Source organism: Microcoleus sp. B4-C2 (assembly GCF_036705265.1).
Classification (GTDB): Bacteria; Cyanobacteriota; Cyanobacteriia; order Cyanobacteriales; family Microcoleaceae; genus Microcoleus.
The window spans coordinates 1-26,146 of record NZ_JAUBUB010000091.1 but is presented as its reverse complement, the minus strand read 5'-3'; the positions used below and the strand labels follow the sequence as shown (position 1 = coordinate 26,146).

General features: G+C 45.7%; 21 protein-coding genes. 5 read left to right on the top strand and 16 right to left on the bottom strand.

Annotated features, from left to right (window positions below; all coding sequences use genetic code 11):
- Positions 1–164 precede the first annotated feature (164 nt).
- From QUB20_RS22555 to QUB20_RS22540, 4 genes are all read right to left on the bottom strand, one after another.
- Positions 165–2,078: an aminopeptidase P family protein gene (locus tag QUB20_RS22555; RefSeq protein WP_333249620.1), complete on the bottom strand. Its 1,914-nt coding sequence runs from the start codon at positions 2,076–2,078 to the stop codon at positions 165–167.
- Between the two features lie 16 nt (positions 2,079–2,094).
- A complete protein-coding gene (locus tag QUB20_RS22550) occupies positions 2,095–3,264 on the bottom strand; it encodes a pyridoxal phosphate-dependent aminotransferase (RefSeq protein ID WP_333249619.1) in 1,170 nt (389 codons plus the stop codon).
- A 116-nt stretch (positions 3,265–3,380) separates the two neighbouring features.
- A complete protein-coding gene (locus QUB20_RS22545) occupies positions 3,381–3,713 on the bottom strand; it encodes a XisI protein (protein WP_015174218.1) in 333 nt (110 codons plus the stop codon).
- Entirely contained in the window at positions 3,701–4,120 is a 420-nt protein-coding gene (locus QUB20_RS22540; protein WP_333240538.1) for a XisH family protein, read from the bottom strand. The genes QUB20_RS22545 and QUB20_RS22540 overlap by 13 nt, the downstream gene beginning before the upstream one ends.
- Before the next feature lie 166 nt (positions 4,121–4,286).
- Here QUB20_RS22540 and QUB20_RS22535 point away from each other — a divergent pair, with 166 nt between their 5' ends.
- Positions 4,287–4,862, top strand: coding sequence for a Uma2 family endonuclease (locus QUB20_RS22535; protein ID WP_333249616.1), 576 nt, complete (start codon positions 4,287–4,289; stop codon positions 4,860–4,862).
- Positions 4,863–4,894: 32 nt separating this feature from the next.
- Here QUB20_RS22535 and QUB20_RS22530 read toward each other — a convergent pair whose 3' ends face one another.
- The 4 genes from QUB20_RS22530 to QUB20_RS22515 form a co-directional block, all read right to left on the bottom strand.
- Entirely contained in the window at positions 4,895–7,936 is a 3,042-nt protein-coding gene (locus QUB20_RS22530) for an SMC family ATPase (RefSeq protein WP_333249614.1), read from the bottom strand.
- A gap of 194 nt (positions 7,937–8,130) precedes the next feature.
- Complete coding sequence (locus QUB20_RS22525; protein ID WP_333249612.1) at positions 8,131–9,306, bottom strand: exonuclease SbcCD subunit D; 1,176 nt, start codon at positions 9,304–9,306, stop codon at positions 8,131–8,133.
- A 193-nt stretch (positions 9,307–9,499) separates the two neighbouring features.
- Positions 9,500–9,847, bottom strand: a complete 348-nt coding sequence (locus tag QUB20_RS22520) for a DUF433 domain-containing protein (RefSeq protein WP_333240524.1) — start codon at positions 9,845–9,847, stop codon at positions 9,500–9,502.
- 59 nt (positions 9,848–9,906) lie between these two features.
- Complete coding sequence (locus tag QUB20_RS22515) at positions 9,907–10,800, bottom strand: ion channel (protein ID WP_333249609.1); 894 nt, start codon at positions 10,798–10,800, stop codon at positions 9,907–9,909.
- 112 nt (positions 10,801–10,912) lie between these two features.
- Between QUB20_RS22515 and QUB20_RS22510 the strand changes: the two genes are divergently transcribed.
- The gene (locus tag QUB20_RS22510; RefSeq protein ID WP_333249607.1) at positions 10,913–11,230 is read left to right on the top strand and encodes a hypothetical protein; all 318 of its coding nucleotides are present in this window, start codon (positions 10,913–10,915) and stop codon (positions 11,228–11,230) included.
- Positions 11,231–11,534: 304 nt separating this feature from the next.
- Here the strand turns inward: QUB20_RS22510 and QUB20_RS22505 are convergent, their stop codons facing one another.
- The 7 genes from QUB20_RS22505 to QUB20_RS22475 all read right to left on the bottom strand — a co-directional run bounded on the left by QUB20_RS22505 (position 11,535) and on the right by QUB20_RS22475 (position 19,783).
- A complete protein-coding gene (locus QUB20_RS22505; protein WP_333249605.1) occupies positions 11,535–12,869 on the bottom strand; it encodes a hypothetical protein in 1,335 nt (444 codons plus the stop codon).
- Between the two features lie 549 nt (positions 12,870–13,418).
- On the bottom strand, positions 13,419–13,940 hold the full coding sequence (locus tag QUB20_RS22500) for a hypothetical protein (protein WP_333240516.1): 522 nt from the start codon (positions 13,938–13,940) through the stop codon (positions 13,419–13,421).
- 286 nt (positions 13,941–14,226) lie between these two features.
- Positions 14,227–14,577 (bottom strand): hypothetical protein, encoded by a 351-nt coding sequence (locus QUB20_RS22495; protein WP_333056741.1) that lies wholly within the window; start codon positions 14,575–14,577, stop codon positions 14,227–14,229.
- 387 nt (positions 14,578–14,964) lie between these two features.
- Entirely contained in the window at positions 14,965–16,065 is a 1,101-nt protein-coding gene (locus QUB20_RS22490; RefSeq protein WP_333249603.1) for a saccharopine dehydrogenase NADP-binding domain-containing protein, read from the bottom strand.
- Between the two features lie 209 nt (positions 16,066–16,274).
- Positions 16,275–16,439, bottom strand: coding sequence for a hypothetical protein (locus QUB20_RS22485; protein WP_333249601.1), 165 nt, complete (start codon positions 16,437–16,439; stop codon positions 16,275–16,277).
- Positions 16,440–16,551: 112 nt separating this feature from the next.
- Positions 16,552–18,249: a beta-carotene ketolase CrtO gene (crtO, locus tag QUB20_RS22480; RefSeq protein WP_333249600.1), complete on the bottom strand. Its 1,698-nt coding sequence runs from the start codon at positions 18,247–18,249 to the stop codon at positions 16,552–16,554.
- A 433-nt stretch (positions 18,250–18,682) separates the two neighbouring features.
- The gene (locus QUB20_RS22475) at positions 18,683–19,783 is read right to left on the bottom strand and encodes a tetratricopeptide repeat protein (RefSeq protein WP_333249597.1); all 1,101 of its coding nucleotides are present in this window, start codon (positions 19,781–19,783) and stop codon (positions 18,683–18,685) included.
- Positions 19,784–19,933: 150 nt separating this feature from the next.
- Between QUB20_RS22475 and QUB20_RS22470 the strand changes: the two genes are divergently transcribed.
- Both QUB20_RS22470 and QUB20_RS22465 read left to right on the top strand, forming a co-directional pair.
- Positions 19,934–20,260, top strand: a complete 327-nt coding sequence (locus tag QUB20_RS22470) for a YbjQ family protein (protein WP_172184303.1) — start codon at positions 19,934–19,936, stop codon at positions 20,258–20,260.
- Between the two features lie 269 nt (positions 20,261–20,529).
- Positions 20,530–21,153 carry a hypothetical protein gene (locus QUB20_RS22465; RefSeq protein WP_333249595.1) on the top strand — a complete coding sequence of 208 codons (624 nt, stop codon included), beginning with the start codon at positions 20,530–20,532 and terminating at the stop codon, positions 21,151–21,153.
- Positions 21,154–21,625: 472 nt separating this feature from the next.
- On the opposite strand, the gene metH is transcribed toward QUB20_RS22465, so the two are convergent.
- Positions 21,626–25,378, bottom strand: a complete 3,753-nt coding sequence (gene metH / locus QUB20_RS22460) for a methionine synthase (protein ID WP_333249592.1) — start codon at positions 25,376–25,378, stop codon at positions 21,626–21,628.
- Positions 25,379–25,556: 178 nt separating this feature from the next.
- Here metH and QUB20_RS22455 point away from each other — a divergent pair, with 178 nt between their 5' ends.
- Complete coding sequence (locus tag QUB20_RS22455) at positions 25,557–25,931, top strand: hypothetical protein (protein WP_333249590.1); 375 nt, start codon at positions 25,557–25,559, stop codon at positions 25,929–25,931.
- The last annotated feature ends 215 nt before the right edge of the window (positions 25,932–26,146 follow it).

Here is a 26,146-nt window from a genome sequence, read left to right as displayed (position 1 = left end):
CAACTTTTGGGCTAGCTTTACTGTTTCTTTTATTCATAACCGGCGTGCGACGCCGGTGGAACGCTCTTAAGAGGACTTTCGCTTTGAGACAGGGGTTTCAACCCCTGTCGGACTTTCGGGCTGACCTTAAGTTGACATCTATGAGCATTGCAGTGTCCTCGGTATCATTCCGGTGCAACCGGAATTGATATCACACAGGGTGCGGCGGCTTTTTTCAACCATTCAATTGTTGCTGCATCAAGTACGGGTTCCAGTTTCTCGACTACAGCAGCATGATAATTATTCAACCATGCGAGTTGAGTCTTTGACAGCCGATCGACATTTATTAATTTGCGCTCAAACGGAATATACGTCAGCGATTCAAATCCGTACCAAACCGTACCGTTTTTGGATGGCATTTCCCTGACAACATAGAGATTTTCGATGCGAATTCCGCCCCATCCTGGTTCGTAATATCCCGGTTCGATGCTCGTTACCATTCCGGCTTCCAGGGGATACTGCACAGATTTGCTGATGCCGTTTGGCCCTTCGTGACCGGCTAAAAACGCGCCGACTCCGTGCCCTGTACCGTGTCCGTAGTCTAGCTGTTCTTGCCATAATACCGCACGGGCGATCGCATCTAATTGTGCTCCCATTGTTCCTTTGGGGAATTGCTGCATTGCACAGTTGATGTGCGCGATTAACACTGTTGTGTAGTGTTGTATTTGTAGCGCCGTCGGTTCTCCGATACTTACTGTTCTCGTATCGTCGGTTGTACCTGCTAAATATTGCGCGCCTGAGTCCAATAACAGCAGTTCCCCCGGTTTTAACGTTATTTCAGGGCTGGGGGTTCCGTAATGTACGATCGAGCTATTAGCTCCCGCACCGGCGATCGTTCTAAAAGTTAAAGTCTGAAAATCTGTTTCTTCTTGGTAAAATTTTTCGATGCTTTCTTTGACATCAAACTCGGTAACTACCTGACCATTTTCTAGCTGTTCAGTCAACCACTTTAAAGTCAAAGTTTTCGCTCGACTTGCTTTGAAATTGGCTGATTTCATCTGCTCGATTTCTACAGAATTTTTGCGAGCTTTCATCCCTTCTACCGGATGAGTATCAAAAACTATTTCGATGTTGTAAAACTGCGCTTCTTGATGGTTTAATATTAACTGGTACGTGCCTGCTGTGCTGTGTTTCGGGTCTAAAAGTACCCGAACTTTATGTGGCAAATTTACGCAACTTTCTAATGTATGCGGATAGTCTGCGTAGGGAAGCAAAGTTACATCCGCCCGCAATTCTTGCTTGATTTCTAGTGAAATTCGTTCGGGATTTGTAAACAAAAACGCTGAATCCGTGGTGATAATTGCATAGGAGATGAAAATGGGAATGTGGGGAATATCCGAGCCTCGGAGATTGAACAGCCACGCTATTTGATTCAGGTTGGTAATCGGAAGCACATCGATATTGGCTTTTTGCATGGCTTCCCTGACTCTGGCTAATTTTTCGGCGGCGGTTTCTCCTGTCAGGGATGCAGGTAAGCTAAATATGGGCTCTGCATCAATCGCGGGTAAAGTCTCTGCTGTTTTCCAAGAATTTTGCGATCGCACTTTGTCTGTCAAATTCTCCCGGATTGGTATGAGCTCAATCTCCGCAGTTGCAAATTTTTTCACCCAATTTTGATATTGCTCTGTCGCTACGGTAAACGGGTCAAAACCCATGCGAATTTTCCTTGATTTTTCTGCCGATTCTACAGCCAGTTTTTCTAAAGTTTCAATTAAGGTTAAATTTCCTTCTAAGCCGAGTTTCGATATTTGAATAATCCCAGTATCGACTTGCAAGTCGGCTTGTTCGTAATAGCGGGAATCCACAAACAACCAAGCGGAATCTTTGCCAACCAACAAATCACCGGCGGAACCCGTAAAACCGCACATCCAAGCCCGCCGCTGCTTGGCTGCTGGAACAGATAAATTTAAGTGTTCGTCAACCGCTGGGATTAAATAGCAATCTAAGTCGTAATCTGCCATCAAATCGCGCAAGTCTGCCAGTTTGGCAGCGGAGGTATCTTGGATATTTGTATTTGCTTTCAAGTTCGTGGCAACCATTTTTAAATTTCCTATTTTACTTGTTTAAAATTGTCTTCAAACCTTTAACTAATCTTCTAATACCTGCGGTGGCGGTTGCTTTCTCCAAAGCACCGTAAGCAACCCGCAAATAGCAGCCATTATCCATGCCAAAGGTTGTACCGGGAAGCACTGCTACGCGATATTCGCGAATTAATTGTTCGACTAATTCCATTGTATCGAGTTCAGTATCAACTTTCAAGAAAAAGTAGAACGCTCCGGCGGCTGGGGAAATTGTACACAAGTTTTGGATAGTATTGAGTTCGTCTAATACGAGTTGGCGCACAGATGCGATCGCCCTTACATAATTATCGCAGTAACCTCTACCAACTTGCAAGGCTCCCAGGGCTGCATACTGAGAAATTACGGGCGGACAAATTAAGATGGTATCTTGAATTTTTCTCACTGAAACCAGCAAGTGTTCTGGTATTACCATATACCCGATCCGCCAACTCGCAAAACCGTAGGCTTTGGAGAGGCTAAACAGAGAAATTGTATGTTCGCTGCTGTGGGGAAAAGCGGCGGGCGAACAGTGTTTTACGCCGTTATAAGTAAAATATTCGTAGGCTTCATCGCTGATGTGATAGATGTTGTGCTGGCGACAAATTTCGTTAACTTCTCGGAGTGCTTCGGCTGAATAAACAACACCAGTGGGATTATTTGGTGAAATGGTAACTATGGCTCGCGTTTTGTCGGTAATTGCTTTTTTTATAGCATCGATATTAAGTTGATAGTTGGCGTCTGTTTCTACTATCACTGGTCGGCAATTTGCCATAATTGCCGCCATTTCGTGGTTGAAGTAATAAGGTGATTGGATAATAACTTCGTCCCCCGCCGAAGTGATGGCGAGAATGGCGTTGGTAAATCCCATGTTGCTGCCGGCGGTAACGACAATGCAGTTTTTGCTATTAATTTCTATGTCGTTATCTGTTTTTAGTTTTGCGGCGATTGCATCCTGTAATTGTGGAATTCCTTCCACGGCTTTGTATTTGTGATTGTCGGGATTTGCAAAGAATTCGGGGATTTTTTCAAATGATTCTTGTGGCGGATTGTAGTAAACTACGCCTTGTCCTAAAGATATCGTTCCCGGATTTTGGCGAATCAGTTCGCCAACTACTGGAATTATGGGCGACTGCACCGATTGCATTCGAGTGGGGTAATTTTTCATATAATATTTGTTTCTTGGGTCGTTAAGTAGATTGACAAAAGTTACAGATTAGAACCCCGAATTATTCGATAATTCGGGGTTTTGGGTATTTTTTGTGTGGGAAATTATTTAAGGATTTACGCGATCGCAAATCCAGTAAATTGTCGTACATAAGGCGCTCTAAATCCCAACACAATATCTGTTTTAGGGACTCCAAATTCTAGAAATTGATTGGCAATCCCTGCTTCCGTAAAATCACGCTGAATCCAAATTTTTCCATCTTTGATATCAACATGAATCGGACATCCATGAATTCGTTCTTCATCCCGCCATCCTACATACAACAATAAATAGCGGTCGCGTTCCGTATCGAAAACAATTTCAGTGGTTTCTACATCTTGCTCCGACTGCTCTGTCGCGTGTTGATGTATGACTTTCTGAACTAACTGGCGATAATCTAATCTTTCCATAATGTTATCTCCTGTCCCTTCACATGAAAAACCAGCATCTTTATTTGATATCGTTCTAACACAGTTTGAATAAACGAGTCTGTAAAAAAATCTTGATAGATATCTGTAGGCACTGCCAAATACAGCACTCGTTCTGATTCCAATTTTTCCAATGCTACTCGATAATTAAGAAATTGACCAACAGCCGTATGGAATTCTGACAGCGCCGACAAGCCCACAAAACTTTTTACTTCGACTGCTATTTTTTGCCTCCCCTTTTCGGCAGAAAGTAATTTCTCTCCTCCCAAATCAATCTGCATTTTTACTTGAGAAGTTACTTTTAGAAATAGAGGATCGTGAGTAATTGTCCATCCATCTTTCTCCAAAGCCGCACGTACTGTGTTGTGAAAGATATCTTTGGCTGACATGATTTAAAAAACTGTTTTACTATATTCAAAAAGTATCTATTGCGATAATTATAACTTAGCAAGTGCCGACAAACAAGTAAAAAGTCTAAATTTTTGACTAAATTATAGATTGAAAATAACGATCGTGCTAAAATGAAATATCAGCTCATAACAGGAGAAAGTTCCTATGTCAACGATGACTGTCAAAGATGTTGAGCAAGTTCAAACCGCTTTTTCCGAAGCTGGTTTAGATTACCAAATTGAACTAGAAGACGGGATACTTTCAATTAGGGGCCCATCTGACATCGTATCCAGTGAAATCAGCAGCCGTCTCATTGCCTTTCTTTTCGCTTGGGTAAATCCCCGCCGTCTCGGACGAGTTTTTGACTCCGCAGGCGGCTTTATTATGCCAGATACTAACGTCAAAGCGCCCGATGTTTCCTTTGTGCGCGCCGCACGATTGCGCCAAAGTCCGCGTTATTTTGGACAGTTGGTTCCCGATTTGGTGGTAGAGATTAAGTCTCAAAGCGATCGCACGCAGCCTATGGAAACCAAGGTTTTGAAGTTTGTTGAGCTCGGAGCGATTGTCGGAATTGCGATCGATCCTGATGCAGAAACAGTGAAGATTTATCGATCGGCTGGCGAACCACAAATTTTACAAAATGGCGATATCTTAACATTACCAGAACTTTTCCCCGGTTGGGAATTGCCCGTTTCAGAATTGTGGCCTCCTATCTTTACAGAAGAAGAAACACAATTCTAGAAAAACTACAATATATCGCAACAAGTAGAGACTTAAACTCTTTCAACTTCTATTTTAGAACCTTGTGGCGACTTAAGCACTTTAACTTGTGCGGGCAATCTTTCGCCCAATTCTCGAACGTGGGTAATCACTCCAATCATCCTGTCTCGCTGCCGCAAAGATTCTAAAATTTGAGTAACGCTTTCGAGAGTTTCGGTATCTAAAGTCCCAAATCCTTCATCGAGAAACAAGCTGCCCAAGTGAGATCCTTGAGACAGTTTTTCTGACAAAGCTAAAGCCATTGATAAGGAAGTGGCAAAGGTTTCGCCGCCGGAAAGAGTGCGTACTCGTCTAGCTTCGCCGCCGTTCCAATTATCTGCTACCCAGTATTCGCCGTCTTGGTTTTTTAGTTTGTAGCGATTTTCGGTTAATTCTTGCAAAATCAATGTGGCGCTGCCGACTAATTCTGCTTCTAAATGTTCTAAAATGTAGGATTGAAATTCGTTGGATTTGAGATTCTGCGCTAAGGTGTGATAAGTTTGCTCTTGTTCTGTGAAATTTGTGATTTGCTGTGACAGTCTTTCGGCTTGTTCGAGATTTTGGGCGGCTACTTGAATCCAAGCTAAAAGTTCGGCGCGGTTGTTGTTGGCTTGTTTGAGGTTTTCTTGGGCGGTATGTTTTGCCGATCGCACTTGTGCTAAATTATTCTCATCGGTAGTTCTGCCTGCGATCGCCTCGCTCAAATCTTTCGCCCGCGTCTCTAACTGAATTTTTGATTCGCGGTGAGAGCGAATAGCATTTTCCCATTCTGATTGTTCCTTAACCGTCGCCACCGCTGCTAAAAAAGTATCTTCTGTGAAATCAGCCGCTGTTAATTTTGCTGACCAATCCAGGTTTAACTGCTGTTTATGAGCCTGGGCTTGTCCAAAAGCTTCTCCAGCTTGTTGCTCTCTCTCTGCTGCTTGAATAACCTTATTTTGAGCAGTTTGATAGGATTTTTCGGCAACTTTCAGCAGAGTTGCCAAGTCTTGCTTGTCTTGTTCTAAGACTTTTGCTAAATTAGCATAAGGTTGATATTCGGTAATTTGATAAAGCGCATTTACACAACTTTGGAACTGTTGCTGGCGGCGGTCTGATTCGGCGATCGCATCTTGATATTCCTGCTGTTTAGCTGCTTGAGTCGCCACCGCCAAATTAAATCTTTCCTGAAAATTATCATATTCCAATGATGCCAGTTGGAACTGCTGTTCGGTTTCCCGGTATTGGCGATCGCTCTCTTTAAGGATTGCCAACTCCTGCTGCAACCCCAAGCTTTCCCACTGAGAATCTTCCAGAACTTGAGTGATTTGCTGCTGCAATTCGGCAACTCTATTGGCAGTTAATTCGAGCATTTGAGCAATTTCCGACTCTTTTTGCTGGCAAGCTGAAGCTGTACTTTTTGCCTCAGCAGCCCACCTTTGAGCATCTTGAAAAAGCTGATTTGCCCCCGCCAATTTCTGCCGCAAATCAGCGACATCGACAATATTAGAATCTGGCAAAGGAGGGAGGCTGTCGCTCTCAGGATGCACCCCCCCGCACACCGGGCAAGTATCGCCAGAATTCAGTGACATTCTGATAGCAGCAACACTCTCTAAACGTGCCGCTTCCGCATTAGCGGTTTGGGCCACTTCTAACTCGCGATCGCACTCTTTTAGCCTGAGTTCAACTGCTTCTAAATTAGTGGTAGTCTTCACATAATTTTGTTGAGCTTTTTCCTTAGCTGCCAGAGATTTATCCAACTGTTCTTGCTGAGTATTTTGCTGCTTGGTAATTAGCTGAAGTTCCATCAATAAGGGTGAAATTTGCTGCAATTGCTCTAAACGCTTTCCTCCCAGCGAATATTGTTCGAGCTGTGCCGCTGCTTGAGTAACTCGAAAACCCGCGCCTTGAATTTTAGTGTTAGCAGCTTGCAGGTCTTTATCTGCTGCCATAAAAAAGCGGAGTTTTTCCTGTTGAAATTTTTGAGCAAGCGCAACTTCTTTTTCTAATTGAGCGCGCTGTTCTTCATATACTTTAGCAGCAGCTAGAGCATCTTCGCGAGCCTTAATTTGTGGCGCTAGCACCTCTTCTTTGGCTTTTGCCGCGTCAAGTTGCTGCTGCTCTACTGCTAGCTCAGAGCGAGCTTTAATTAACTGCTTTCGCGCTGCCACCGAGGCACTTTCGGCAGTTTCATACTGACTGCGAGCCGATCGCACTAAAGCCCAATCTCCCTGTAAATGATTGGCAGTTTGCGCTCTTTCTAAACGCTGTGCTAAAATTGCAACCTCAGCAGAATTAGCATTTAATTTAGCCAGTTGTTGTTGTAACTCTTGCCAGCGAGCGATTTGCGAAAATAGCTGTTCCTCTTCATCTAGAGCCTTCTGAGCTTTCATCACAGCGCGATCGATCTCAGGCAACTGCTGCTCTAAAATCAAAAGTTGCGATCGCTTTTCTGTTACTTCTTCCGCAGCAGGTGCATTCAAATCGCCTAACTGCCTTTCCACCATTTCCCGTTCCTGTTTCAGCAGCTTTGCGAGTTCATTTGTTTCCTTCCGCATCTGCTCAAAAATCTCAAATCCTGCTAGCTGCCGCAAAATTTCCCGGCGTTTTGATGTATCCCCTTTAATAAACTCATCAAACTTGCCTTGAGGCAGAACAATTGCTCGCGTAAAAGTATCAAAATCCATTCCTAAAATCTGTTCAATGGTATTTTGAACAGCAACGATACTCGTCCCCAAAGTTTCCCATTGACCATTTTGCCAGTTGTCCAAAATCACCTTATTTTCGGGAGATTTCGGACGGAAACGCCACCTTCGCGTCACCCGATACTGTGCCGAACCCACAGCAAAACGCAACTGCACTTTTAAATTTTCGCTGCCTTGACTTGCCAAATCACTTACTTGTTTGCCGCTGCGAGTTGTCGTGCCAAAAAGAGCGTATGTCATGGCATCTAGCAGTGAAGATTTGCCCGCACCTGTAGCACCAGTAATTGCAAACAAATCGAGTTGAGAAAAATCTAAACGCTGTTCGCGGTGGAAGCTGGTAAATCCTTCGAGAATAAGTTCGAGTGGACGCATACTGATTTTAGATTTTAGATTTGGGGTTTCTATTTCTCTTTACCAGGCAGAGCCTGGTAAAGCAGATCCGGAGGCTCTGCCTCCAATTTTCTTATTTAAGCGCGAGGCAGAGCCTCTGGATATTGGTTCCCAGACGGAGCCTGGGAACCAGTTAATTTGAGATTTGTGATTGGGGATTGTATCTTTTTACCCATTTAATTATTAACTGTTTCCTTAAACTTCTTGTACAAGTTTTGAAATTCCTCCAATACTGCCGGTTTCGGTGTCGTTCCCAATCGGTTTTGATAATAGTTGCAAAACTCGGCTGCCGGATCGAAATTATTGGGATCGATATTAGTTATTTCTGTTGGTTCTAGCGCTGCATCTGGATAGCGCGGTTCAATTAACAGCGCTTGAGAACAAATTTGGCGCACTCGATCGGCAAGTCCGATTTGCGGACTGTCCAGTTCGACAATTACTTTCAAGAAACCCGGATGGTACTGATGAGCTTGTAAAGTTTCATCGAGATTGTCGTTATGACATTTAAGCACTTTTAACGGCTTGTGGCAAGCCACAGGCTTAAATTCCACCTTTGCCTGACTTCCCGGCTCAACTTCTATCAAGCAAAATCCTTTTTCCTGTTCCGCTTCTCCAAAATCTAACTGAATCAAAGAACCGGAATAATAAGCGGGAGAAGTCTCAGAAATCCTCTGGTGAATGTGGATGTGTCCGAGGGCAACATACTGAGCTTCCGGCGGCAGAGTTTGGGCTGACAACAGGTATTTTTCTCGCGTGTAATAAGCGACTTCGGATTTGGCCAATCGAGCGCCGTCAATGCTCATGTGTCCCATGAGAATATTGACCGTATTATCTCTAAACTCTCTGCTTAAATCTTCGAGTAAATATGCTACAATTTCGCGGTAATCTTTTCGACGCTCTGCATCGCCAGACTGCCAGAGAGAATTAGCATCTAACAGTCTTTGTTCGGAAGCAAAAGGCATCGCTCCCACACAAAGTTTACCGCTTTTTGTATTGAGAGTAATCGTGCCGCCGTCTGCGGAAAGTCTGGGTTTGCCTAAAGCGCGAACACCGGCGAGGGAAAGCAATTGCGCGATGCTGTCGATGCGGGATGCGGAATCGTGATTACCAGCGATCGCAATTGCGGGAATTCCTGCCGCTTGGAGTTCGCAGAAAAAGTTATAAGCAATGCGTTCGGCGTAAGCGGGAGGGTTGGGCACATCGAAAATGTCGCCGGCAACGAGCACAGCATCGACATCCAAGGCTTTTGCTTGCTTCAAAATCTGTTCGAGGGCGATCGCAATTTCAAAAGTGCGATCGATCCCTCGGAAACGCCGCCCTAAATGCCAGTCAGCAGTATGAATTATTCGCATAATACAAGAATTTTTTTGTTTATTTTAACTGAGATGTTGTACCATTTTCAAGAACGGGCATCTTGCCCGTTCCACAAAGAATAAATTTCTTGTGGAACGGGCATCTTGCCCGTTCATAAAAGCCTGATTTAAAATGGTAAAATATTTCAGTTTTAATGCTTTGTGCGATCTCGCTATAAATATCTGCCACTGTTTATGCCTCTTCCTGTTCTCTAATTGCTATTTCAATCTCATCAGGATATGCCTCAGCATATGCCCAAGCATTCGCCAAATCAGCGGCACGCAGAGTCGGATAGTCTTCTAGGAGTTCAGCTTCAGAAATACCTAAACGGCGAGCATTCACCAGCACCCAAACAGGAATTCGCGTTTGTCTGATGCAAGCATCGCCGCCGCACACGCCGGGAGTCTTTTGAATTCCCGACCAAAATTTTCTTAAACTTTGGGCTAGTAATTCTATAGCTTGAGCCTTCTCTTCGGGAGTTAAAGCTAAGAGTTGCGCTTGCAATTCTTTCAGTGTCGTATTTGCAGTTATTGAGTTCATAAATATTAACTTTTTTTTGCCATACAGGTATTCTAGCACTGGTGGCTAACTCCCAACTTTCATTCAACCGGCTTCACATCGTGAAACCGACTATAATCAACCACCCGCCCTCCCGTCGCCGATTTCAAAAGAATATCTACAAACCGCATATTCCACATAATTTCAGACGCCACAAAAGAATGTCGCGCATGAATAGTTTGCGAAACTGTTTCGTCAATTCCTGTTAACGTAATTACAATTTCCGCTTGCTGTTCCATCAAATCTTGGGCAGTAAGTTGGTACAAAGGACTGTTCTCATCAATTGCGTGCATAACCGTCCAAGTTAATGCAAAAACCGGAGAGTGACTTCGCACCAATTGCAAATCGTAAAAACGCCGCATAAATTCTCCTTCCGCTGTTACCTCGTCACGGATCAAAGTAGCTCGCTGCTGCGCTTCTAAAATTTGGTTAAAACGCTGATTTGCAGTGCGGTACATCAGAGTCGGAACACCGTTGAAAGGAGCAATCGCAGCTACGCGGCTGAAGATAACTCTAGCTGTTGGTCGAGAAAATCTCGAAAAAGCCAGTCCCGTCACCATCGCTACTCCCCACAAACCAAAAAGTGCTTGGATCGCGACTATAGTATTAGCGTAATCCGTGCGGGGATACATAGCGCCGTAGCCGATCGTCGCCATTGTTTGGATGCTGAAATAAAAGGCATCTGGGAAAGAACCCGGCCGCGCGTTAGCAATGCAATCTCCTCCCGCCAAGTAAGCTAAGGCAAATAAAGAATTTGTGACTGTATAGGAGAGACAAATCAGGATGAAAAATCGCGGCCAAGAAAGAGTTAGCAGCCTGTGGTAGAGGTCGGCAAAATGCAGGCGAGGTACTCCCAACTTGACAATATTTAAGGGCAATTGTCCTTGGCGACTGACTAAACGAGTCTGTGGCTGCCGATCGCGATTATTTTTCATTGAGATTTGTAACTACCGCTGTGTCAATTTGTAACTATTGTTTTGACTGGGAAAACTTATCCTTTAGACTGATGTCAGATTCTAAAAATTAGGATATCAAGGAAGTTTGAAAATGGTTGAGCTTAACTGGCATGACTATCTCGTTATGGTTTCTTGTGTGGCTTCTATTGCGGGTCTAATTTTGCTGAGCGATCGCAAATCGCAGCCAAGGGACGATCGCACTTTGAGCGAAGAAATCCTCATCAAGATGAGCTTTACTTATTGGATAGTGTACTGCATTTCTTTTTTCGGGCTGAAACTTCACCTACCAGAGGATAGCTGGTTATTGCTCAGTTTGAAGCTGACTACTGTTCTTTCTTACTTGTTGACTGCTTCTAGCATACTCAGCCTGCCGCTGCAACGCATGGCTGTCCGACGAGTTGAAGATTAACAAAAGGTTTTTGTAGTGAGGACTTCAGTTCTTTCGATCGCGGTGAAGAAAAATTAAAGTCCTGACTGCAAAGCTATTTGAGTAATATTACCGGGCGATAAGCTCACAGCTAGCTGTGAGCTTGTTTAATGGTTGATTATCCGAGGGATGCAGACTAAGGCGCCCAAAATGGCTAGGGTCGATCGCACTTGTACTTGAAATTGCCCTTCTCTTCCTGCTTTCCCTGGGCTGCGGCCATCTCAACGAGTATCCGTTGGCGAAGCCGGCGCATTAGCGCATAGCAGTATGCCACGAACTTAGCTAGTTAGGATTTAAAGCCTTTAGAGCTTTTCTTTTTCTCCTGTGGCTTGGATTTTGACTTATTAACTTCGCCTAAAGCTTCCTGAAATAAGTTGTGCAGGTGCACGGGAACGCTGGCAATTTCCGGGAGTTCGGGTTCTAAGGGTTTTTTAAACTCTTGCAGCAGGGCATCTAAATCGCGATCGAGCTGAAAGTCTGTACGTTGCAATACAGTTTGCAAAATTTGTTCTAATTTCGCTGGATTAACTTTAGCTAACCGTTGCCAAATCCAGACATTAATTGCAGGATCTTCGAGATAGTTACGCACCAGCTTTTCGTAACCGGGAACGGTTGAAAAGTCTTCGGCTGCTAGCAGTGCAGTAAATTGAGCGTAAGTAGACAAAAAGGTTTGTCCCCAGCGAGGATGAGAAAGTGCACTCACCTGTTCGGCTTTCTTGAAGCGATCGGGCAATTCGACTTTCGGCATTACCATTTTTGCACTAGCATTGCTGTCGAGCATTACCTCAACTGCGTTAGCATCAGCACCTGCTGCGGCGATGGCGGCTGCTTTGACTTCTTCTCGATCGACTCCGGCATCTTCAACGATATCCGCCAGAGATTTACTTCCATCAACGCCCATATCAGCTAGGCGTTTTTTAGTGATAAATTCCTGAAATTCAGCCAACTGTTTATTCAGGTGATATCCCGATAGCGTAACTTCCTCGCTGCCAAAAAATTCGGTAAAATCTTCGTGGTACTTTTCTACCGACTCCCAAGCTTGCTCTAACAATTCCGGCGCATCGCTGTAAAGGTTCTGTTTGTGATTTTGCTTGAAATTACCGATCGCCACCGCCAACTTCGGCTTACCCAATTTCCCCTTCAGGATGGGAGAACTCGAAAGTATCCACCAGTCATCGGTAAGGGGAGAAATCCGAGCCAGCAAGATTTCTCCTAACTTAAAGCGAGACATTTCTGCAAGCAAATTAGGACTGTTGGGCTTGACAACGTAGTGCTTAGCCGTCAGCCAGTTCATCAGTTCAAACCTGTCGGGGGAAAGTTGAGTGATTTCAAATAAGCCAGTAAAGCTTCTGTGCTCCCAACTTTCGAGCAAGCTACGATCGCTCTCGGTTAAATCCGGCTGACTTTCGACAAATAGGTCGATCGGCGTTTTCTCTCCGACTTTACCTTCGATGGTAAAACTGTCAATCACTTGATTTTGCTGAGCAATATCGTAGCGCTCGCCGGTCGATCGAGCTGCTGCATAAGCTTCCAAAGCTACCGCCAACTCTCCCTCAGCATCCAGCACAAAGTCAATTAAATTTTGCTTGAGTGTCCAAGCTCTTTCCAACATTTCATCCACAAGTAATACCAATTTTGAATGAGAGGATTTAGGTTAACAATTATCGGAGTTGAAGCCACCGACGCTTTACGATCCGGCTGCGATTGAAGAAAGCGCATCGCGAACAATGACAGAAATATGCAATCGATGCCTCAGTCCTGAATAAGTTTAATTTTAAGGCTAATAGTCAAAAAAAAATGTTAATCTCAAACGGAAGCATCCCGATTTGGTAAAAAGCATTTTTTAGGAGTGCGATCGTCACGCACAGCAAAGGCTCTACGTCTATAGCGAGTTCTCACAGCAACAGCCCTGTGAAAGAAAAATAGTGCGGAAAAATGCGATTATAACGGAGCATAAAAATACCCTCTCCGATGTAGAGAGGGGCTTAAAATCCCCAAAAACTTCGCTAAACTCGCGTTAAAAACTGTGTTACCTATCAACAACAGTCTCAGACGCAGCAGCCGGGTTTTTTTTATCAAACACTTCCCTCCATTCCGGTATCCGGCTAAAAATCACCGGAATGCTTGAGTTTGTGTGTCTCCAAGACTGAGAAATATTTGGTGTAAGCCCTTAGCGGCCGTCTTTGTCAATGTCGCCAGGAACAGCCCGTTCCACCCGATCCCAAGCGTCGCGCGTGGCGTGCTTAGCTTTTTCCCAAGTCACATTAGACTTACCGCGATTTGTTTCGTAGTCGCGCTGCAAATCCGGTTCGATCTCGTGGTATTTCTTACCAGTAGCGCCATAGCGACTGTATCCCTCATAACCCGTGCGGTATGCAGGCTGATAGTCTTCGTAAGTCGCGCTCGTGTCCACGTAAGGACGGGAACTGTAGTTGCTTTGCCAGTAAGCCTCTTCTACCGTGGGGTCGATCGCCTCGCCCACACCTTTGCCCGCCAAACCGCCGCCAAAGGCACCCACAACAGCGCCGACAACTGCTCCTACAGGCCCGCCGATGGCACCGCCGATCGCAGCACCCGCAGCACCGGCACTCGCCGCACCAATACCCGTTGCGACTGGATGAGCCCCGGTTTCCCCCGAAAGCGGATCTAGGTTAGCATCAGGTTCATGTACCGTTTTTTTGTCATCGCTCATGATATTTTTTCCTTTTATCTAACTGTAACTATGATTAAATTTACCTTTTAAATTCATATCTATTCATCTGCCTTAAGGATGAAGCTGCTAGCTTCAAAAGGAAGGAAACGATCAAATACTTCTCGACTCAAAAACGAGTTTTACACGCTACTGTCAAGCGATAAGGTGCGCCTCGGCGCACCCTAGATCGTGATCTTCAAGTGAGTTCTAAAGTCGGCTCCCTTGTTTATTCACTGAAGCTGTTTATTTACCAGCAACTTGAGTTAGATATAAATCTCTGGATTTATTAGTTGCCAGTTACCTTTTCGATCAACTCTTCAGCTTTTTGAACTATGCCTTCTTGCGGGTGTTCTCCCTTGTACTCCTTTAAGCTTTCGTCGTAAGCTTTCTCGACCGTTGCAGGATTTTGAGAGGTTTTGACTATTTCTTCGTAAGCTGCTTGGGGATTGAGATCCTCGAAACTTTCTGCGGGGTCAGTAATTTTAGCTTCTGGCTGCGCCTGAGTTCTGTCTTGACCTGCGTAAGCAGCCTGACTGGGTACTATCGCTAGACTTAGCAGACCAATGAACGCCAGGGTACATACCAGCAAAATGCTTTGGCTCAATGTTTGTCCTAGAGCTTTTAAAACCCGCTTCATATCAACTTCTCCTCGTATTTTTCCGCAAAAATTATGGTGTTTGTCGCCCCTTCACTGCGATCGCACATTGACAACCTTGGTTCAATCGCAATCTTTGTCGCAGCTACCGCATCTAGAGCGAGCCAAAAGGGATGTTTCCCGTGACATCCCATATCTTAAGCGCCTGCTTGTTATTATTACTTCTACCAAAAGATAGATTAGTTATACAAGCGGAACTCATCTCCTATCAGGGGCGATCGCAATTCCTGCGAGGAAGCCTAGATAGGGGTTTTCTCATCAATTAAGAAGCCCCTGACTCTTCTTTTTAGGCGCGTCTTTCGCGTCTTCGCAGTTCTGGCAAAAATCCTACTTCCCAAGATTTTAAATTGCTATAAATAACCTAACTAACTACAAAAGAACCTGCTCTATGTCTAGTTTTCTGTTCTGCATAGCTCGTTCAAATAGCTCAGTAGAAAGAGCTTGTTCGACCGACCAAACGCCCGGTTTTTCCAGTTTTCCTTCTAACATTAATTGAGCTATGCTGCCAGTACCGATGCCCGTAGCGACTGCTGCACTAGGGTGTATCGCTGTCGAGCAAACTTTAGCGGGTTGACCGTTTTTGAGACCGGTCACTTGCGATCGCACTGCCACACCAACCCCACTAAAACTATTACTAACACTGGTCATCCCGTAACTGACGTAGGAGAGAAATTCAATCACGGAGTTATTTTTGAGCCAGCTAGCGGGCCAATACTTGGCAACAAACCAGGTAAGGTGATTGTAAAGGTCGGGAGACGTACCGAATTTAGTCACAACTGATTTGACGGGGAAAGTTTCGGGCAAAGTGATTGCTTCCGGCATATCGAACCAGTAAACGCCTGTGTTGCCGTAGGGTGCTGGAAATTCAATTGTTTCGCGATCGCTGTAGGGTTTTACTTGCTGCCACTTGCGATCGGCCCAAACGTCAAAAGGAGTTTGCAAACCTAAAAAAGTGGTTCTCATGACGGTAACGCCAGCACCGCCAGAACCTCCGACAACATAACTCAAATGGATGTTTTCTGCTTCATCTAATTGCTCCACATCTCGCCGCACCATGCTATTAGACACACCGGGAAAAATCCCCGTGTTAATAATAGCAGTAATTCCAGCATTTTTAGCTGTTTCGCGCAATTCTAAAGCTCTGCGAGTAAAACTGCGGCTGTCGCTGACATCAGTATAATTAACACCTGCTTCTATGCAAGTTTTCAGTACACTAGCGTCTCGGTAGTGAAAAGGCCCCGCACAGTGAACCACAAGATTAGACTCTGAAACAGCTTTTTGCAGCGCTGCACTGTCTGCTAAATCAAAAGTTTGGTACTGCACCCGATCGGGGGGCAATCCTGGCCCAATAGAGGCTTCAGAGTTGCGTCCGGTAACAGTAATTTCCGCGTCGGTATGAGTAACAAGGTCTTGGGCAACGCTGCTGCCAATTCGTCCCCGCCCACCGACAATCAAAACTCGGTTTGCCATCGCTAAAAAAAGGGTAACGCCACTTCTCAGTCTCTCAACTTGGGGCCGGCGTTTTCATCCGCATAAAGTATGAATTGAGGAGAATGCGAGATGTTGGGGGATCGGCGGCGCCCTGATTCGGAGATGGGGAGCGACTTCTACCAGGGGCTTGCCTGTTCTGCTAAATTATATATTTGACTGCAATACTAAGTTCAAAAATGCTTTTAGCGTTAACTTGTTATTCTCATATTGAGAATTTTATCGATGGAAGATGCTCTAGGATGACAAAATATTTTAACAGCTTTGATGAAACGCAAACCGTCGCCACCCAGCCCGAAAGATTCACAGGCTTTAGAAAGGGTATTGAGGGCGATCGCAAATCGTTTTCCCTTCACAGGGAATCAACCATAAAAAATTATCGCACTTGCCAACAGATAAATCAATACAAACAAACGCAGATGTGATTCATCTGCGTCTATCTGCCCTCATCTGCGGTTGCTAAAAATCTTACTTCTCATTACTCCGAAATACCGACTTCCCCTTCGCTTTCAGAGTATTAGCCGCATCTGCTAAAGTCTGCGCGAAAGGCTGCTGCGAGTGCATGAAAACGCGAGCGGTATTGCGTCCCGGCATCCCTGAAATTGATCCACCCGGATGCGTTCCCGCCCCCGTGAGGAACAAACCATCGATCGGCGTTTTGTAATTCGCCAACTCCGGCAAAGGACGGAAAAATATCATCTGATCTAGCGTCATATCAACGTGATAATAATTCCCTTTCAAAGCCCCCAAACGCTCTCCCAATTCTGCCGGACTTTCCACGTGACGCCCTATAATTGAATTTTTGATATTTGGCGCGTATTCTGCTAATTTATCAATGCAGCGATCGGCAACTTTGTTTTTCAGCTCATCCGTCCAACCCGTACCGTGCTGGCCGGTTCCTTCAGCATTTTCGATCTGGTAAGGAGCAAAAAATTCAATCCAAGCCGTATGATGTCCGGGGGGAGCCATTGACGGGTCTAGTACCGTCGGAAACACTACATACATCGATGGGTCAGAGTCGGGAATTCTGCCGATTGAAGGCTCGCTGTGAGCAATTTCAACGTGTTTTACCGAGTCTGCAATTAAAACCGAACCAATTAAATATTCGTCCCGATGATTCCAGCGATCGAACTTGGGCATTTCATTGAGAGCTAAGTCTATTTTGAGAATAGTCTCGTTGTTGTTAACAATTTTGCGCTCCAATCTTTCCCGCAAATCCGGGTCGGCACTGTCAACATCGTTGGAGTCCATTAAGTGCAGAAACAAGCGCTTAGCATCAATATTAGAAATGACACCTTTTGTCGCACGGTATTCCGTGCCGTTGGCAACTCGAACTCCCACAGCGCGACCATCATCAACTAATATTTTCTCGACGTGCTGGTCGGTAAGTACCACACCGGAATAGCTTTTCACTAAATTGAGCAGCGCTTGCACTAATGCACCCGTCCCACCGCGCGGTCTTGCCATGCCGGGATTGTGTCTCATTGCCAGCATAATTGCGCCTACAGCAAGGGTTTTTTGCGAAGGAGGCGCGCCTAGTTCTGCGGCGAATCTTGCTAGGGGTGCTTTGATAAATTCCTCGTCAAACCACTCGTTGAGAAGGTCTTCAGCGCTGGTGAGCATCGTGCGAACAAAGTCCAGCGTTTTGTCGGGTGAACCGATGACTGACAATAAATCTTTGATTTTTGAAATATCGTAGTTGCCCAGAATATCTATGATCGATTTTGGTGGCGCATTAAACATCGGAACCATTGCCCCTAAAGCCCGCTGCCAAAAGTCTGTATATTCGGCATATTTTTTAGCGTCGCGCTCGTTGTAGCGGGCAATTTCAGCACAAGTTTTTTCAACGGATTTGTGCGCTAAGAAATATTTACCGTCGGGATGCGGACAAAAGGCTACTGGATCGCAGAAAAGATATTCTAAACCGTATTTTTCCAGTTCTAATTCTTCTACAACTGGCCCTAAATGGATAAACTCGTGGTCGATCGCGCACATATTGAATTTAAAATCCGGTAATTCGGGAAGGGCCGCTTCAGTAGTTGCTGCGCCCCCGGGAACCGAACGTTTTTCTAACAACAGGACGGTATATCCAGCTTTCAGCAGATAAGATGCACAGACGAGTCCGTTGTGACCTGCGCCTATGATAATGACATCATACGTTTGCATAGATGAAGTTCTAGGGAGAGGATATTTTGCTTATTTTACAAATGTTAACAAGTTGGCTGTCTCTACCAATAGAAATAGATTCATTGTCAGTAAGCCCTTTTAGCATATTACAAAAGAGGGAGCTTTGACAAAATGTTGTTGTGCGATCGCCCTGATTTCTGCTTAAACTTACCGAGCACTCACCCTTCTCCAATTGCGCCAATATTGTACTATATTTAGGCAAATTTATCTGCGTTAAATTAAACAATTTACGCAAAGGAAGTAAGAAGGAAGAAGGAAGAGGAAAGGGGGCATAGGGAATAGGGAAGAGAAACAGTTTTGAGATTGCTTTTTTCCTTGCAAGACGGGGAGTGGAAGGAGTTAAGCCCTAGGAAAAATACTTACTCCACACTCAAAACTGCTAGCCAATTACCTATTAGTACATTGAGACATATTACTTTAGTTGCTGGAGCGCAGCCTCAGCTTTTTGTACACCATCATTGTTGCCTTGCTGGCGGTAAGTGTCGAGGGCTTGTTTAAAAGCTTCAATTGCTTCGGATTTGCGCTCGCGCGCTTTGAGTGCCGTACCCATATTATAATAAGCTTCTGCCCGGTTTGGATCGAGTCCAATCACTCGCCTAAAAGTGGTAATGGCTCCTAAAAAATCTTGTTTTTTCAGTTGAATTTCGCCGATTCCTGCGTGTGCTTCCACTAAATTCGGTCGCACCGCAATAGCCCGCTGATAAGCTATAAGCGCTCCGTCGAAGTCGTTTTGAGCCTGGAGAAGTTCGCCAATTTCTAGCTGCACTTCTGGATTCCGGGGCTCCAATTTTGCAGCTTCTTCAAAAGCTGCTAGCCCTTCGGAAGTATAGCCGGCCCGCAGCAAAGCAGTGCCTAATTTTAACTGGACACCTGCTTGTTTGGGAGCGAGTTCGGCTGCTTGTTGGAGCACGGTGACAGCACTGGCAAAACTTCCCTGCTGGATCAATACTAAACCCATTGAAGAATAAGCTTGCCAACTTTTTGGATCGAGGGCGATCGCCTCTTGGTATGCTTTAAAAGAACCGCTGTAATCTTTTTGCTGAAAGAGTACCACTCCCAGACCGATGCGGGCATTGACATTTTTGCGATCGAGCGCAGCGGCGCGGCGATAAGCTGTGGCGGCTGCGGGGTAGTTTTGTAAATTCGCCATAGCATATCCTAATGCGTATTGGAAGTCCGCATTGTTCGGTTCCAGACCGATCGCTTGTTGGTAAAATTCTACTGAGGCTTCATAGTTGCCTTGACGCGCTTCTAAATAGCCAATACCAGAAAAAATGCGCGGGTTTTCCGTATCTAAACGCGCAGCTTCCTGATAAATGGCGATCGCGCTACTGTAGTCTCCTACATCTACAAACTCGCGCCCTTGTCGCAGCAGAGCATCTAAATTTGAATCATTTTGAGGGTTGACTTGAACGACTGTTTCTGCTGAGAGCGCTATCTGCGGCGCTGCGACAGCGAATCCTGCTATTAGCAACGTACTGAATACCAAGAGACTTTGTTTGTGCACGGCCATGTGTTTCAAAGAGTATGTGGAATGGAAGAGCGAGTTGCTGTCAGCTTGACAAGCTGACAACTTATGATTTACCAGGAATGTTTGAGTGGCGAGATGTAGTAAATCTACAGAACAAGACCCACTCAAAATTTTCGTGATTGAGGCCAACTGATGATTGTAACAACAACTGATATCATCCAAGGAGCAGAAATTCAATCTTACCTGGGAATTGTAACTGCTGAGGTTGTCTACGGCACCAATGCCCTGCGAGATTTCTTCGCGGGCATTCGCGACATCATCGGCGGCCGCACCGGCAGTTACGAGGAAGTGTTTCTCAAAGGACAGCGAGATGCCCTCGCGGAACTCGAAAAACGGGCCCAGCGCCTCGGCGCCAATGCCGTAATCGGGGTGGAAGTTGACACCGGCACGATTAATGTAGACTCCAGCGGGGCTTTGCTGCTGATTACTGCCGTTGGAACGGCTGTAAGATTGCGTTAAGCAGTTTTTTCTGTATACGTCCGCATTTCCTGTATACATCCGGGAACTTTTCCAACGGGATAAAATAGTTATGAGTCATCAGTCATCAGTCATCAGTCATTAGCTAATAGCGGGTGGCTGGGGGCGGATGACTTTTTCGTTTCTTTCTTCAGACATAGATACTGGTTATTTCCCCAGGCAGATATAGTTTTTATCAATCTCAGCCACAATCAATGCTTAAGTGAAAGATTGTTAAAAATTAAAGCAACTCTAAGAGGAAAGAAAAACCTATGTCATACGTAAATAGACCTGTAGATAACGTTGGTACTGAACCCGTGGTGGTAAATTCAGTGATGGAATACCACGATCGAGTACGTTGGGGCCCGATTTTTTCGGGTTTGGTAATTGCGATCGCCACACAACTGGTGTTAAGTGCATTGGGCGCTGCGATCGGCTTGAGCAGCATTGCTGGTTCAGGAGCTCCGCGCACTATTTCAGGAGACGTGGGTACCGGCGTCGGAATTTGGTCAATTATCAGTTTGTTAATTAGCTTGGCCCTTGGCGGTTGGGTAACTGCTCGCGCTTGCGGCCCGATGAACCGCAACACAGCGCTTTTGAACGGAGCAATTTTGTGGGCAACCACCTTAACAATCGGCTCTTGGCTGTTAGCAAATGGCGTGGCCGGCACTTTTGGCGTCATAGCTGCGAATGCGGGAGAAGCAATTAATCAAGCGCAGCAGGGCGGGGTCGATTTGCCGAACCAAGCGCCTAACGTAACTGCTCAGGATACTCGCAATATCGCTGGTAATGCTGCGAAAGCTGGTTGGTCATTTTTGTTCGGCTCGCTATTGGGTTTAGTTGCTTCGATGGTAGGAGCATCTGCCGGCGCCCGCACTCCCCGGAATTACTCATAAAAGTTTCGTCAGACACGGAAAGTTCATATTCATGAAAGCACTTTTGTTAAGGTGCTTTTTTGTTGGTTTAATTCGTGAACTATTTTTTTCTCGTTTTCTCGTTCCCAGGTTCTACCTGGGAACGCATTTCTTGAGGCTCTGCCTCCAGGTTTTTAAATGGAGGCAGAGCCTCTGGATCTGCGTTACCAGGCAGAGCCCATTGGTGACAACTTAAGACTGAAACCATTGATAAATCTCGCCTTTAGCTAAGTCTAGATCCCCCTAAATCCCCCTTAAGAAGGGGGACTTTGAGAAGACTCTTGTCCCCCCCTTCTTAAGGGGGGCTAGGGGGGATCTGAGCTTAATACTCAAACAGCAGTCTGTGATTGGGTTTGACGTTAAGTTATCACGAATCGGCAGAGCCTGGTAACGAGTATAACGAGTACAAGAACGAGAAAAACGACAGAAAAAAGTGTGAGTCGCACCCTATAAATTAAGCGCTGAAGTATTTAGCGGCTGGGTGATAGGTGATAATTGCCGTTGTTGATTGTTCGGGATAAAGTTGTTCGCTTTCATCCATGTACAGGTTGATACGATCGCACTTTAACAATTCCAGTTGCTTGTACTGATCCGCCATGTTCGGACAAGCGGGATAGCCGAAACTGTACCGCGAACCGCGATATCTTTGTGCCAGCATATCGCGAATGTTGTCCGGTTCCTCGCTACCAAAGCCCAATTCCCGGCGAATTCGCGCGTGAGTCCATTCTGCTATTGCTTCCGCTGTCTGTACCGCTAACCCGTGAAAGTAGAGATAGTCGGTATATTGATTGTTAGCAAATAGCTTTTGCGCGTACTCTGTAGCAATTTCTCCCACTGTCGCTACTTGCATGGGAAATACATCGATTTTACCCGATTCTTTGGGCGCGAAGAAATCCGCAATGCACAGCCGGCGCGCCGATTTTTGCCGGGGAAATGTGAATGTTGCAGCCACAGGCAAGATGCCTGTGCCACTCTCTGTTCCAGCCACAGGCAAGATGCCTGTGCCACTCTCTGTTCCAGCCACAGGCAAGATGCCTGTGCCACTTTCTGTTCCAGCCACAGGCAAGATGCCTGTGCCACTTTCTTTTGTGGGGTGGGCATCTTGCCCGCCACTGATTATTGTTTGCCCGCCACTGATTATTGTTTGCCCGCCACTGATTATTGTTTGCCCGCCATTCATAATTTCCGGGTCGTACAAATGCAAAGAATTGCCTTCAGCTTGACAGGGAAAATACCCGTAAATTGCTTGCGGCTGCAGTAACTTTTCAGTGATAATTTTGTGTTTCCACTCTTCCAATATGGGATAAACTTTCTCAGCTAAGAAAGCATCGTATTCTTCCCGCGATTGGTCTTTTGGCTTGCGGAACTGCCACTGACCGGCAACTAAAGCTTGCAAATCTAAGTGCCAGAAAATCTCCTCAAAGGGGATGTCTTCTCCCTGCAACAGTTTCGTCCCCCAGAAAGGAGGAGTCGGGCGATCGATATCTGCTGCAACTGCTTCGGATCGCCTGGTATCTATCACCACAGGAGTGTCAGCTTTCTTGGTATCTTCTACAGAAGTTTCTGGCGCCGCTTTAGCTTCTTTAACAGCCCCATTATCCTGCCCTATTTCATCTAAAAATCCTTGCAAATCTTCCCATTTACCAGCAGATTTGGCTGGCATGAGTTTGTCCATAAAGTGCAAGTCAGAAAACGCATCTTTGCCATAAACGACTTTACCTTTGTAGGTATTTTGGCAGTCTTCATGTACAAACTTGGGAGTCAAAGCCGCGCCCCCCAAAATTACCGGAACCGTGATTCCTTTCTGGTTGAATACTTCCAGATTTTCTTTCATGAATGCGGTTGATTTTACCAGCAAGCCACTCATGGCAATACAGTCGGCTTTGTGCTTTTCGTAGGCTTCGATGATATTGTCAACCGGCTGTTTAATACCCAAGTTAATCACTCTGTAGCCGTTGTTTGATAGGATAATATCAACCAAGTTTTTGCCGATGTCGTGAACGTCGCCTTTAACAGTAGCGATGATGAATGTGCCTTTGGCGTTGTCCCCGGATTCGGACTTTTCCATGTGCGGTTCTAAATAGGCAACTGCCGCTTTCATTGTTTCTGCTGACTGCAATACAAATGGCAGTTGCATTTGTCCCGAACCGAACAATTCTCCGACTACTTTCATCCCGTCTAACAAGAAGGTATTGATAATGTGGAGGGGGGGATAGGTTTCTAAGGCTTTGGCGAGTTGGATGTCGAGCCCAATGCGTTCGCCGTCGATGATGTGCTGCTTGAGACGTTCTTCTACCGGGAGGCTTGCGTCTTCTGTACGATCGCGCTTTGTAGTTTTGCCCGCAAACACGGTTGTCAGGTCGCCCAAGGGGTCGTAAACGCAAATTTCGCCGTCAAACTCCCGTTCGTCGTAAATCAGTTTACGGCAGATTTCTTGGTGTTTGGGGTCGATTTTGGCCAGGGGCAAAATCTTATTGGCGCTGACAATTGCCGAGTCCATCCCGGCTTGCATTGCTTCGTGCAAAAACATGGAATTCAAAACTTGCCGCGCCGCCGGATTCAAGCCGAAGGAGATGTTAGAAACTCCTAAAATTACGTGACAACCGGGCAATTCTTGGCGAATGCGGCGGATGGATTCTATGGTAGCTTTGCCGTTTTTTCTGTCTTCTTCAATCCCGGTGGAAATGGGCAATGCTAGGGTGTCAAAAAAGATTTCCTCGGCGGGAATTCCGTAGGCGACGGCGGCGTTATAGGCGCGTTGGGCGATCGCAAATTTTTGGTCAGCAGTTCTGGCCATCCCGTCTTCGTCAATCGTCCCGATAACTATGCCCGCGCCGTATTTTTTCGCCAACTCCAAAACTTGATAAAAACGCGGTTCTCCGTCTTCGTAGTTAGTGGAATTCAGCAAACATTTGCCGCCCGCCACTTTTAAGCCTGCTTCCATCTTTTCCCATTCTGTGGAATCCAGCATTAAAGGGAGAGTGGCATTAGTCACAACGCGGGAAACTAATTCTTTCATGTCTCGCACACCGTCGCGGCCGACATAATCAACGTTGACATCGAGAATGTGCGCGCCTTCTCGCACTTGTTCCCTGGCCATTGCTACTAAACCATCCCAGTCTTCGGCGTTTAGCAAATCGCGGCATTTTTTGGAACCGCTGGCGTTGAGTCTTTCGCCGACAATTAAGAAGGAATTATCTTGTTCGTAGGGTTGGGCGGTGTAAATTGAAGCGGCGGAAGGTTCCCAAGTAATTTCGCGGATTTTGGGTGTCAGAGTTTTGCCAATTTCTGATAGTTCGCGGATGTGATCGTAGCGAGTGCCGCAGCAGCCACCGATGACTTGCACGCCTAAGTCTTCGACAAAGCGCATCAAGGCCATTTTTAATTCTATGGGCGTGAGTTTGTAGTGCGCGTGCCCGCCGATGTTTTCGGGTAAACCAGCGTTGGGAACGCAGGAAACGACGAAGGGCGAATGTTCGGAAAGGTATTTGACGTGTTCTGCCATGCGATCGGGCCCGGTGGCACAGTTGAGGCCTAAAATGTCGATCGGGTACGGCTGCAAAATGGCTAGGGCGGCGCTGATGTCGGAACCGACTAACATTGTGCCGGTGGCTTCCATTGTGACTGATACCATTAACGGAATTCGCGCGCCTTTTTTCTTAAATACTTCTTCAATGGCATTTAATGCTGATTTAATTTGCAGCACATCTTGACAAGTTTCGACAATAAATAAGTCAACGCCGCCGTCATAAAGTCCTTCTGCTTGTTCGGCAAAAGCGGCGGTGAGTGTGTCAAAATCAATGTGTCCTAATGTTGGCAATTTGGTACCTGGCCCGATCGATCCTGCGACAAATCTCGGTTTTTCTGGCGTGGAAAATTCGGCGGCGATACCCTTGGCGAGTTCGGCCGCAGTTTTGTTGAGATAATATGCTTTGTCTGCCAAATCGTACTCGGCGAGCACGATGGAAGCAGCGCCGAAGGTGTCTGTTTCGATGACATCGGCCCCTGCTTCGAGGAATCCCCGGTGCACGTTGGCGACGGCTTCGGGTTTGGTGTGGACGAGATATTCGTTGCAGCCTTCGTATTCTTTGCCGCCAAAGTCTTCTGCGGTGAGGTTTTGGACTTGCAGGTTGGTTCCCATCGCGCCGTCGAAGACGATGACGGGGCGTGAGGGGTGGTGGAGTCGATCGAGGAATCTGCTATTCATAAGCGGTAAAAAAAACGCAGGTGCTATATATTTACAATTTTATCTATTGTGCAATATTGTCAACAATTATGTGACTGTTGGGAAATGACTAATCACCATGCCGATTTGAGATTTGGGATTTGGGATTTTGAATAAAAAAAACCAGCCCCCGGATTCATTCCGACGCGCAGGCTGACTGATGGGGACAATCCCCAATCTCAAATCAGATGACAATAGTTCGATCGTACCTGTAAGTGTGCGGGAAATGTCAGATTATTTCGAGGATGCTGTTGTGCGTGGAGATTTGGGGGAGAAGCGGGTGATTATCGGCTGCGAGGGGTTTTTTCGCTTAACAGTTGAGGAATTTTGCGAAAATGCGATCGAAATAATTAAAGGAGTGATGTTAAAGGGCGATCGGATTCTCGGCTATCTCGTAGTTATGCTGATAAGTGCGATCGCGATCGCTACTCCTGGTACAAGCCATTGTTTGAATGTTTCTTCTAATAATAAACGAAATTGGCTCAGATTCCATTGGCTGTTCATCAAAAGTCTCCTTGATGCAGTGAACCGATAGCTGATTGAATGGTAAGTGACAAAGAAGCGATAGCGAATGGAATTAAGTCAGTACGTGCAAAGCTATCCTTCTGGATAACTCGAAAAATTCACGAATTGGGTTTTGAGATCGTATTAAGGATGTAGAAACAACCAATATTCAATACTCCGGACAGTTTTTAAATAGGGATGCTTACGCAATAAAGCACAGAAGCGAAAAAACTGAGTGCTATCTGA